Source organism: Streptomyces sp. CB01635, assembly GCF_002803065.1.
In the GTDB taxonomy this organism is placed as follows: domain Bacteria; phylum Actinomycetota; class Actinomycetes; order Streptomycetales; family Streptomycetaceae; genus Streptomyces.
In genome coordinates this window covers 784,316-795,444 of sequence record NZ_NNBL01000002.1, presented here as the reverse complement: position 1 = coordinate 795,444, position 11,129 = coordinate 784,316, and the positions used below count along the sequence as shown (strand labels likewise).

Annotated in this window: 11 protein-coding genes; 8 read left to right on the top strand and 3 right to left on the bottom strand. The window is 71.3% G+C overall.

Translation table 11 applies throughout. The features are described 5' to 3' along the window. The 3 genes from CG723_RS47355 to cobC form a co-directional block, all read left to right on the top strand. Positions 1–604 (top strand): precorrin-3B C(17)-methyltransferase (locus CG723_RS47355; RefSeq protein ID WP_234374180.1); only part of this gene is annotated, 604 nt, incomplete at its 5' end. Next, positions 601–1,533 carry a sirohydrochlorin chelatase gene (locus CG723_RS07670; RefSeq protein WP_100592472.1) on the top strand — a complete coding sequence of 311 codons (933 nt, stop codon included), beginning with the start codon at positions 601–603 and terminating at the stop codon, positions 1,531–1,533. The genes CG723_RS47355 and CG723_RS07670, both read left to right, overlap by 4 nt. Continuing rightward, the gene (gene cobC / locus CG723_RS07665; protein WP_100592471.1) at positions 1,523–2,581 is read left to right on the top strand and encodes an Rv2231c family pyridoxal phosphate-dependent protein CobC; all 1,059 of its coding nucleotides are present in this window, start codon (positions 1,523–1,525) and stop codon (positions 2,579–2,581) included. Before CG723_RS07670 ends, cobC begins: the two co-directional genes overlap by 11 nt. A gap of 75 nt (positions 2,582–2,656) precedes the next feature. On the opposite strand, the gene CG723_RS07660 is transcribed toward cobC, so the two are convergent. Beyond that, positions 2,657–3,589, bottom strand: coding sequence for an SCO1860 family LAETG-anchored protein (locus tag CG723_RS07660; protein WP_100592470.1), 933 nt, complete (start codon positions 3,587–3,589; stop codon positions 2,657–2,659). Between the two features lie 333 nt (positions 3,590–3,922). Then, positions 3,923–5,017 (bottom strand): amidohydrolase family protein, encoded by a 1,095-nt coding sequence (locus tag CG723_RS07655; protein WP_100592469.1) that lies wholly within the window; start codon positions 5,015–5,017, stop codon positions 3,923–3,925. A 110-nt stretch (positions 5,018–5,127) separates the two neighbouring features. On the opposite strand from CG723_RS07655, the gene CG723_RS07650 reads away from it, so the two are divergent. The 5 genes from CG723_RS07650 (at position 5,128) to thpD (ending at position 9,854) form a co-directional block, all read left to right on the top strand. Further along, a complete protein-coding gene (locus tag CG723_RS07650) occupies positions 5,128–6,246 on the top strand; it encodes a pyridoxal-phosphate-dependent aminotransferase family protein (protein WP_100592617.1) in 1,119 nt (372 codons plus the stop codon). Positions 6,247–6,631: 385 nt separating this feature from the next. Beyond that, entirely contained in the window at positions 6,632–7,126 is a 495-nt protein-coding gene (gene ectA, locus CG723_RS07645) for a diaminobutyrate acetyltransferase (protein WP_100592616.1), read from the top strand. Positions 7,127–7,224: 98 nt separating this feature from the next. Further along, positions 7,225–8,496 (top strand): diaminobutyrate--2-oxoglutarate transaminase, encoded by a 1,272-nt coding sequence (ectB, locus tag CG723_RS07640; RefSeq protein WP_100592468.1) that lies wholly within the window; start codon positions 7,225–7,227, stop codon positions 8,494–8,496. A 60-nt stretch (positions 8,497–8,556) separates the two neighbouring features. Beyond that, positions 8,557–8,955, top strand: a complete 399-nt coding sequence (locus CG723_RS07635) for an ectoine synthase (protein WP_100592467.1) — start codon at positions 8,557–8,559, stop codon at positions 8,953–8,955. Positions 8,956–8,960: 5 nt separating this feature from the next. Further along, positions 8,961–9,854 (top strand): ectoine hydroxylase, encoded by an 894-nt coding sequence (gene thpD / locus CG723_RS07630; RefSeq protein WP_100592466.1) that lies wholly within the window; start codon positions 8,961–8,963, stop codon positions 9,852–9,854. A 163-nt stretch (positions 9,855–10,017) separates the two neighbouring features. On the opposite strand, the gene CG723_RS07625 is transcribed toward thpD, so the two are convergent. Continuing rightward, positions 10,018–11,085 (bottom strand): alkene reductase, encoded by a 1,068-nt coding sequence (locus CG723_RS07625; protein ID WP_100592465.1) that lies wholly within the window; start codon positions 11,083–11,085, stop codon positions 10,018–10,020. Between the last annotated feature and the right edge of the window lie 44 nt (positions 11,086–11,129).

Genomic DNA, 11,129 nt, shown 5'->3' with positions numbered 1-11,129 from the left:
GCGGGCCCGCACGGCGGTCGCCGAGGCCCGCAAGGGGCAGGCCGTCGCACTGATCGGCAGCGGGGACGCGGGCGTGTACGCGATGGCGTCGCCCGCGCTCGCCGAGGCGTCCGACGACATCGACGTGGTGGGCGTACCGGGCGTGACGGCCGCGCTCGCGGCGGCCGCGATCCTGGGCGCGCCGCTCGGCCACGACCATGTCTCGATCAGCCTGTCCGACCTGCACACACCGTGGGAGGTCATCGAGCGCCGGGTGCGTGCGGCGGCCGAGGCGGACATCGTGGTCACGTTCTACAACCCGCGCAGCCGGGGCCGCGACTGGCAGCTGCCGAAGGCCCTCGGCATCCTCGCCGGGCACCGCGAGCCGGGCACGCCCGTGGGCGTGGTGCGCAACGCGTCCCGCGTCGACGAGTCGAGCCGGCTGACCACGCTCGGCGAACTGGACCCGGCCTGGGTCGACATGATGACCGTCGTCACCGTCGGCAACACGGCCACGCGGCGGATCGCGGGCCGCATGGTCACCCCGCGCGGCTACCGCTGGCAGCAGCCGGCCGCCGCCGCTCCCGACAACACCACCAGCACCACCCATAAGGAGTCCTCGTGACCACCCCTCCCGCTCTGCTCATCGCCGGACACGGCACCCGCGACGAGGCCGGTGCCGAGGCCTTCCGCGACTTCGTCAGGGAGCTCGGCCGCCGCCGTCCCGACCTGCCCGTGGCGGGCGGCTTCATCGAGCTGTCGCCGCCGCCGCTGACGGAGGCGGTGGGCGAGCTCGTGGAGCGCGGGGTGCGCCGGTTCGCGGCGGTGCCGCTGATGCTGGTGTCGGCGGGGCACGCCAAGGGCGACATCCCGGCGGCGCTCGCCCGTGAGAAGGAGCGGCACCCGGGGATCTCCTACACGTACGGGCGTCCGCTGGGTCCGCACCCGTCGCTGCTCCAGGTGCTTGAGCGGCGTCTCGACGAGGCGCTGGGCGGCGGGGCGCGCACGCCGGAGGACCGGGCCGATGTGACGGTCCTGCTGGTGGGCCGCGGCTCGACGGACCCGGACGCCAACGCCGAGGTGCACAAGGCGGCGCGGCTCCTGTGGGAGGGGCGCGGTTACGCGGGCGTGGAGACGGCGTTCGTGTCGCTGGCCGCGCCGGACGTGCCGTCGGGCCTCGACCGGTGTGTGAAGCTCGGCGCGCGGCGCGTCGTCGTCCTGCCGTACTTCCTGTTCACGGGGATCCTGCCGGACCGGGTGCGGCAGCAGACGGAGGGCTGGGCGTCGGCCCACCCGGACGTCGAGGTGCTCTCCGCCGACGTGATCGGTCCGGAGCCGGAGCTGATCGACCTGGTCATGGAGCGGTACGAGGAGGCCGTCCGCGGCGATCTGCGGATGAACTGCGACACCTGCGTGTACCGGATCGCGCTGCCGGGCTTCGAGGACAAGGTGGGGCTTCCGCAGCAGCCGCACTTCCACCCGGACGACGACGGCGACCACCCCGGCCACGGCCACGCGCACGGTCACGGGCACTCCCACTCGCATGCGCACTGACGACGGTCACGATCTGCGCCACCACGGTGACGCGGAGGTCCGCGGCACGGGCGCGGACCTCACGGATCTCGCGGTGAACGTCCGCGCGGACACTCCCCCGGTGTGGCTGCGCGAGCACATCGCGGACTCGCTCGGCGGGCTCGCCGCGTATCCGGACGGGCGGGCGGCCCGCGAGGCGGTGGCCCGCCGCCACGGGCTTCCCGTGGAGCGGGTGCTGCTCACGGCGGGGGCGGCTGAGGCGTTCGTGCTGCTCGCCCGCGCCCTGAAGGTCCGTCACCCGGTGGTCGTGCACCCGCAGTTCACGGAGCCGGAGGCGGCGCTGCGGGACGCGGGGCATGCCGTGGACCGGGTGCTGCTGCGCGAGGAGGACGGCTTCCGGCTCGACCCGGCGGCCGTGCCCGAGGACGCGGACCTGGTGGTGATCGGCAATCCGACGAACCCGACGTCGGTCCTGCACCCGGCCGCGCTCATCGCTGAACTGGCCCGTCCCGGGCGGGTGTTGGTGGTGGACGAGGCATTCATGGACGCGGTCCCCGGCGAGCGGGAGGCCCTCGCGGGCCGGAGCGACGTGCCGGGGCTCGTGGTGCTGCGCAGCCTGACGAAGACGTGGGGGCTGGCGGGGCTGCGGATCGGCTACGTGCTGGCGGAGCCGGACACGATCGCGGAGCTGGAGCGGGCGCAGCCGCTGTGGCCGGTGTCCACGCCGGCGCTGGCCGCGGCCGAGGCGTGTGTGTCGCCGCGCGCCCTCGCGGAGGCGGCGCACGCGGCGCACCGGATCGCGGCCGACCGGGCCCATCTGATGGCGGGGCTCGCGGAGTTCGCGGCGGAGGGCGTGTCGGTGGCGGGCCCTGCGGAGGGTCCGTTCGTACTCGTACGGGTCCCCGGTGCGGCGGCGCTGCGCGCGCGGCTGCGGGAGCGGGGTTTCGCGGTGCGCAGAGGCGACACGTTCCCGGGCCTCGGCACGGAGTGGCTGCGTCTCGCGGTGCGGGACAGGGCGACGACGGGCCGGTTCCTCCAGGCGCTCGACCAGGCGCTGACGAGCACCTGACGGGGCACGCCGAGGGGCGGGAGTCCCCAACTCCCGCCCCTCAGCTCCCCTCCGGTCCCCCCTCGGGCCCTCGGGTCAGGAGCGCCCGCGCCGCGCGACGGCGACGGCTCCGCCACCGGCAACCAGCAGCACGATGGCACCGCCCGCGATGTACGGCGTCATCGAGTTCCCCCCGGTCTCCGCGAGGTCCGCCTTGGCGGCGGGCTTGGCGATCGGCTCGGCGGCGCCGCCCTGGGGCTTCACGTCGTCGGCCGACTTGGCCGGGGGCTTCTGCGAGGGCGCCGCCTCGGGCGTCTCGCAGGTCGCGCCGGCGAGGGTCACCGTGCCCTCCACCTCCGCCACGTTCAGCTTGAGCGGGTTGACGGACACCTTCAGTTCGAGCGCCGAGGCGGCAGCCGTACGGGATGTGGTGTGCGTCTTCGAGAGGTCCAGCCGGACCTCGCCCACGCCCGGGACCTTCACCTCCGTGGTGCCGCCCGCCGACAGGGTCACCTTCTTGCCGAGGACCGTGACCGCGCCCAGGACGTTCGACTCGGCGACGGGGCGCTTGCCCGTCTCGCAGACCGCCTTCGACGTGACCTGGCCGACCTCGATGAGCGAGAGCAGCGGCAGGCCCGGGATGTGGACCTTGGCGTGGGCGAGGTTGCTGTAACCCTCCGCCTTGTGGTCGTCGACGGTGGCCTTCGCGGTCGCCACGTCCGCCCGCAGGACGTTGAACGGCCGCCCGCGGTCGACGCCGTCCAGCTTCACGGTGAGGGCGGTCTTCTCGGCACTGGCGGGGGCCTGCACCTCGTTGAGCGTGGCCGTGAGCGGGACGTTCACGGTCTTGTTGAGCAGGGAGACATCCAGGCCGGTGCGCAGGACGACGGCGCTCGACCTGCCGCCGTGGCCGCCCGTCGCGTGCGCGGTGCCCGCGGTGGCGAGCAGCGCCGGGGCGACTGCCAGGGCCGTGGCGGCGGCCGACGCGGCGAGGCGGCGTCCGGGCGTACGGAAGGTGGTGCTGGGCATGCTGATGGGACCCCCACGAGAGAAATGGAGCCGTCGGCCCCGCCCCGCCATGGGGGACATCGCTGGGGCGCGCCGTCGGCCTCGATGCAGGGAATCTTTACGCACTGAGAGTGAACGGGCAGCAACCTGACGTCAGTTCACTCCAAAGTGAGGTTTCCGAGCTGGTCTTCGAATCTTTGGGCTCGGTTGTTCCCTGTTACCCCACTGTTGTCACCCGGTCGACCGGCGCTTGCCGAACGCGCCGGTCGGCCGCGCGGGCGCGCACGAGTGGTGTGCAACGAGCGGGCGGGCGTCGGCGTCACGTTCCGTCAACCCGCGTCCTCCGCGGCCGGTTCAGCCCACGATGCGGCCGCGCAACACCACGCGCCGGGGCGAGGCCAGGACCCGTACGTCGGCGCGGGGGTCCGATTCGTAGACCACGAGGTCGGCCGAGGCGCCCTCCTCGAGGCCGGGCCGGCCGAGCCAGGCGCGGGCGCCCCACGCCGTCGCGGAGAGCGCGTCCACGGCCGGGAGTCCGGCCTTGACCAGTTCGGCGACCTCCCCGGCCACCAGGCCGTGCGCGAGCGAACCGCCGGCGTCGGTGCCGACGTAGACGGGCACCCCGGCGTCGTACGCTGCGCGCACCGTGTCGTAGCGGCGCTCGTACAGGCGGTTCAGATGGGCCGACCAGCGGGGGAACTTGGTCTCGCCGGCCGCCGCGATCTGCGGGAACGTGGCGATGTTGACGAGGGTCGGGACGATCGCGACGCCGCGCTCGGCGAACAGCGGGATGGTGTCCTCGGTGAGGCCCGTCGCGTGCTCGATGCAGTCGATGCCCGCCTCGACGAGGTCGCGCAGCGAGTCCTCGGCGAAGCAGTGGGCGGTGACGCGCGCGCCGAGCCGGTGCGCCTGAGCGATGGCGGCCTCGACCTCCTCGCGGGGCCAGCACGCGGTCAGGTCGCCCGCGTCCCGGTCGATCCAGTCGCCGACCAGCTTCACCCAGCCGTCGCCGCGCTTCGCCTCCCGCGCCACGTAGGCCACCAGCTCGGGCGGCTCGATCTCGTGCGCGTAGTTGCGGATGTAGCGGCGGGTGCGGGCGATGTGCCGCCCGGCCCGGATGATCCTGGGCAGGTCCTCGCGGTCGTCGATCCAGCGGGTGTCCGAGGGGGAGCCCGCGTCGCGGATCAGGAGCGTGCCGGCCTCGCGGTCGGTGAGGGCCTGCTTCTCGGCTACGTCGGCGGGCACCGGGCCGTGCGTGTCCAGGCCGACATGGCAGTGCGCGTCGACGAGTCCGGGCATGGCCCACCCGTCGACGGTGGTGATGTCGAGGCCGGGCCCGGCCGGCCGGTCGTACGTCACCCGCCCGTCGACGACCCACAGCTCGTCCCTGACGTCGTCGGGTCCGACGAGGACCCGCCCCTTCACGTGCAGCACCGTGCGCTCACTCATGTCGGAAGCCTATGAGGCCGGTGGGTACGCTCGGAACGGCAGCCCGCCGTACGAACTCGTGAACGAAGATCACGGGCGACGTGAGCGAAGAGAGCGAAGAGAGCACGATCGTGACCCACCCTTTTCTTGACCTGGCCCCCCTGAGCGCCGAGCACTTCGCCTCCATCGAGCGGCGCGTGGCCGGGCTGCTCGACACCTCGCAGGACGTCGTGATCATGCAGGGCGAGGCGCTGCTGCCCCTCGAAGGCGCGATCCGTGGCACCGCGCGCCCCGGCACCGTGGCCCTGAACATCATCACGGGCCCCTACGGCCAGACCTTCGGCGACTGGCTGCGGGACAGCGGCGCGACGGTGTACGACCTGGCGGTCCCCTTCCACACGGCCGTGACGGCCGAGCAGGTGCGCGACGCGCTCGCCGAGCACCCCGAGACCGACTTCGTCTCGCTCGTGCACGCGGAGGCCGCGACCGGCAACACGAACCCGGTCGCCGAGATCGGCGAGGTGGTGCGGGAGCACGGCGCGCTGTTCTACCTGGACGCGGTGGCGTCGATCGCCGCCGAGCCGGTCCTGCCCGACGCGTGGGGCGTGGACCTGTGCGTGATCGGCGCGCAGAAGGCCATGGGCGGCCCGGCGGGCGTCTCCGCGGTGTCCGTCAGCGCGCGGGCGTGGGAGCGGATGGAGTCCAACCCGCAGGCGCCGCGCCACTCGTACCTGTCGCTGCTCGACTGGAAGCACCGCTGGATCGACGGCGGGCGCAAGGCGCTGCTGCACGCTCCGGCGCAGCTGGAGATGCTCGCTCTGGAGGCGTGCGTCGAGCGCATCGACGCGGAGGGCCTCGACGCTTTGACGGCCCGTCACGCCGGCGCTGCCGCGGCCACGCGGGCGGGTGCGCTCGCGCTGGGCGGCGGCATCGAGCCGTACGTGTACGAGGCGCGGGACGCGGCGCCGGTGGCGACGACGCTGCGTGCCCCGGCGGGGATCGACGCCTCGGAGCTGGTCGCGCGGGCGCTGGCGGTGGACCCGGTGCTGCCACTGGTGGCCGGCGGCGGGGCGCTCGCCAAGGAGATGATCCGCGTCAACCACTACGGCCCGCAGGCCACCCGGGGCGTCGTGCAGTCCTCGCTCGCGGCGCTCGGCGGTGCGCTCGCCGAGATGGAGGGGTCCGGCGCGCCGGTGGACCTGGAGGGCGCGCGCAGGGCCGTCGCGGCGGCCTGGGTGCAGCCCCTGTAGTCCCGCGACTTCACAAAGTAAGGCGCCGCCCCTTCAATGGGGTGGCGCCTTCTTTTCTTTTCCGAGTCAATTCTCGCGCATTTCTCAGCACAGCTTCCCATATTCTTCTGCCCGCTTTCCGGGGACGTAAACACTAAGATTTCAACAACGGGAATCGCCGTAATTCGGACGCGTCTCGCGCGGGTTTCGCTCTTGTGACGCACTCCACACCGTGGGCGATTTGCGCACTTCACCCCGGTAAAATCGGCACATATCACCGAGATTTCGCGTGCGCGCCCCCACCCGCGCGATAACACAGAGGGAGCGTTTACGTAACCCCTGCTCGCGATGCAATCCCAGAAATTGCTCGGTAAATTGAATTCACATGACCGCGCAATTCCTGGAAATGCCCGAGAGCCTGCGGATCGACCGGCCCGAGGTGGCCGACGGAGCCGCAATCTGGCGCATCGCCCGCGACTCGAAGGTGCTCGACCTCAACTCCTCGTACAGCTACCTGCTGTGGTGCCGGGACTTCGCCGCCACGTCCGTCGTGGCGCGTGACTCCGCCGGCTCCGTCGCCGGGTTCATCACCGGATACATCCGGCCCGAGAACCCACACACCCTCGTGGTGTGGCAGGTGGCCGTCGACCATGCGCACCGGGGGCGCGGTCTGGCCGGGGCACTGCTCGACGGCCTCTGGGCGAAGGTCGTCGCCGACGGCGCGACGACCGTGCTCGAGACGACGATCTCGCCCGACAACGCCGCCTCGCAGCGCCTGTTCGCCTCGTTCGCACGCCGCAACGGCGCGGAGGTCGCGCAGACGGTGCTGTTCGACGCGGGCCTCTTCCCGGACGACGGGCACGAGCCCGAGGTGCTCCACCGCATCGGGCCGATCGTCTGACCCACGACCGGCCTCCCATCACTTCTCTGCAGCGCAAGACCGCAGACCGCACGACCTCTTCCACGCCACCCCCACTCCCATCTCCCAGGAGATTCGCTGTGACCATCACCCAGCCGGACCTGAGCGTCTTCGAGACCCTTGAGTCGGAGGTGCGCAGCTACTGCCGCGGTTGGCCCACCATCTTCGACCGGGCGCAGGGCAGCCGCATGTTCGACGAGGACGGCCACGAGTACCTCGACTTCTTCGCGGGCGCGGGATCGCTCAACTACGGGCACAACAACCCGGTCCTCAAACGCGCCCTGATCGACTACCTGGAGCGCGACGGCGTCACGCACGGGCTCGACATGTCGACGACGGCGAAGCGCGCCTTCCTGGAGTCGTTCCAGAACATCATCCTGCGCCCGCGCGACCTGCCGTACAAGGTCATGTTCCCGGGCCCGACGGGCACCAACGCCGTCGAGTCGGCCCTGAAGCTGGCCCGCAAGGTCAAGGGCCGTGAGTCGATCGTGTCGTTCACGAACGCCTTCCACGGCATGTCGCTCGGCTCCCTCGCGGTGACCGGCAACGCCTTCAAGCGGGCGGGCGCCGGCATCCCGCTGGTGCACGGCACCCCGATGCCGTTCGACAACTACCTGGACGGGCAGACGCCGGACTTCATCTGGTTCGAGCGCCTCCTGGAGGACTCGGGCTCGGGCCTGAACACGCCCGCCGCCGTGATCGTCGAGACGGTGCAGGGCGAGGGCGGCATCAACGTCGCCCGCACGGAGTGGCTGCGCAAGCTGGCCGATGTCTGCAAGCGCTGGGACATGCTCCTGATCGTCGACGACATCCAGATGGGCTGCGGCCGCACCGGTGCGTTCTTCTCCTTCGAGGAGGCGGGCATCACACCGGACATCGTGACCGTGTCGAAGTCCATCAGCGGGTACGGGCTCCCCATGTCCCTGTGCCTGTTCAAGCCGGAACTCGACGTCTGGGAGCCGGGAGAGCACAACGGCACGTTCCGCGGCAACAACCCCGCGTTCGTGACGGCCGCCGCCGCCCTGGAGACGTACTGGACCGACGGCCCCGCCATGGAGAAGCAGACGCTCGCCCGCGGCCAGCAGATCGACGAGGCCCTCGGCGCGCTCCGCGACGAGTTCCGCGACGACACCGTCGAGTACCGCGGACGCGGCCTGGTGTGGGGCCTGGAATTCCGCGACAAGGACCGGGCGAACAAGGTCGCCAAGCGCGCCTTCGAGCTCGGTCTGCTCATCGAGACCTCCGGCCCCGAGAGCGAGGTCGTCAAGCTGCTTCCGGCGCTGACGATCACGCCCGAGGAGCTGGAAGAGGGACTGCGCACGCTCACCCGGGCCGTGCGCGAGACCGCCTGATTTCCGCTCGAGCGGGCAGGCGCCCCCTCACCACGTAGAAGAGAAAGGCAGCAACTCACCGTGATCGTCCGTTCGTTCAAGGAGATCGAGAACACCGACCGGCACGTGAAGTCGGCGACCGGCACCTGGGAGAGCAAGCGCATCGTCCTTGCCAAGGAGAAGGTCGGCTTCTCACTGCACGAGACGATCCTCTACGCGGGCACGGAGACCGACATGTGGTACGCCAACCACATCGAGGCCGTGCTGTGCGTCGAGGGCGAGGCCGAGCTCACCAACAAGGAGACCGGCGAGAAGCACTGGATCGAGCCGGGCACGATGTACCTCCTGAACGGCCATGAGCGCCACACCCTGCGCCCCAAGACCGACTTCCGCTGCGTGTGCGTGTTCAACCCTCCCGTGACCGGACGGGAGGACCACGACGAGAACGGCGTCTACCCGCTGCTGACCGAGGAGGCCTGATCCTGATGAGCACGGAGACACGTACCGACCTCTACCCGACCCGCGGCGCCTCCGAGGTGGCGACGCCCCGCGTCGACCCCGTCGTCTGGTCGCCGCCGGACGCGCGCGGTCCGATCCGCCAGTCGGACCTCGCGGGCTTCGAGCGGGACGGCTTCCTTGCGATCGAGGAGCTGATCGGTCCGGACGAGATCGGCACGTACCAGGCCGAGTTGAACCGGCTGATCACGGATCCGGCGGTCAAGGCCGACGAGCGTTCCATCGTCGAGCCCACGTCGCAGGACGTGCGGTCCGTCTTCGAGGTCCACAGGATCAGCGAGGTGTTCGCGAACCTGGTGCACGACGAGCGGGTCGTGGGCCGGGCACGGCAGATCCTCGGCTCGGACGTGTACGTCCACCAGTCGCGGATCAACGTGAAGCCGGGCTTCGGTGCGAGTGGCTTCTACTGGCACTCGGACTTCGAGACCTGGCACGCGGAGGACGGCCTGCCGAACATGCGGACCGTGTCCGTCTCGATCGCGCTGACCGAGAACTACGACACCAACGGCGGCTTGATGATCATGCCGGGGTCGCACAGGACGTTCCTGGGCTGCGCGGGCGAGACGCCGAGGGACAACTACAAGAAGTCCCTCCAGATGCAGGACGCGGGCACACCGTCGGACGAGGCGCTGACCAAGTTCGCGGACCGGCACGGCATCCGCCTGTTCACGGGCAGCGCGGGCTCGGCGACGTGGTTCGACTGCAACGCCATGCACGGCTCCGGGGACAACATCACCCCGTATCCGCGCTCGAACGTCTTCATCGTGTTCAACAGCGTGGAGAACACGGCGGTGGAGCCGTTCGCGGCTCCGGTGCGACGGCCCGCGTTCATCGGGGCACGGGACTTCACGCCGGTGAGGTAGCGCTGCTCCCGGCTGGGGGTTCGGGGGGCGCCCCCCGAAAGACACAGCATCGGGGCACGGGACTTCACGCCGGTGAAGTGACCTTCGTGCGCGCACAGTTGGGGCGGCTCCCGGTCGGGGGCCGCCCCAACTCGCGTATGCGGAAGCGGTCAGGCGGAAGGGCTCAGGCGGTGAGCGCCGGGTAGTCCGTGTAGCCCTTCGCGGCGCCGCCGAAGAACGTGGCCGGGTCCGGGGTGTTGTACGGACCCTGCGTCTTCAGGCGGGCCGGCAGGTCGGGGTTGGCGAGGAAGAGCGCGCCGAACGTGATGATGTCGGCGATGCCGTCCTCGATCACCGAGAGTTCGCCGTGCCCGGTCGGCCCGTCGCTGAGGACGTTGATGACGAACGTGCCCGAGAACTGCTTGCGCAGCGCCAGGGTCAGCTCGCGGATGTCGGAGCTCTCGAGGACGTGCAGGTAGGAGATGCCGAGCGGCTCGATCTCCTTGACCAGGGCGGTGTACGTCGGCTCCGGGTCGCTCTCCTCGATGGAGTTGTACGAGTTGCCGGGCGAGATCCGCAGGCCGGTCCGCTCGGCGCCGATCTCGGCGACGACGGCCTTGACGACCTCGACGGCGAAGCGGATGCGGTTCTCCACGCTGCCGCCCCACTCGTCGTCGCGCAGGTTGGTGTTGGGCGCGAGGAACTGCTGGATGAGATAGCCGTTGGCGCCGTGCAACTCCACGCCGTCGAAGCCGGCCTCGATCGCGTTGCGGGCGGCGGTGGCGAAGTCGGCGATCGTGGCGCGGACCTCGTCGCCGGTCAGCGCGCGCGGGGTGGTGAAGTCCTTCATGCCCTCGGTGGTGAAGCCCTGTCCCGCCGGGGCGACCGGGGACGGGGCGACCGGGGTCTCCCCCTCGGGCAGCAGCACCGGGTGGCTGATCCGGCCCGCGTGCATGATCTGCGCGTAGATCGTGCCGCCCTTGGCGTGCACGGCGTCGGTGACCTTGCGCCAGGACGCGATCTGCTCGTCGCTGTGCAGGCCGGGGGTCCATGCGTAGCCCTGCCCGACGGCGGACGGCTGGATGCCCTCGGTGATGATCAGGCCGGCCGAGGCGCGCTGCGCGTAGTACTCGGCGGTCAGGTCGGTGGCGGTGCCGCCCTCGCCGGCCCGGCTGCGGGTCATCGGGGCCATGGCGATGCGGTTGGCGAGCTGGACGCCGGAGAGGTCGATCGGGTCGAAGGCGGTGGTCATGGCTACTCCATCCAAGGGCAGGCAACGTAACGCCGACCAATATG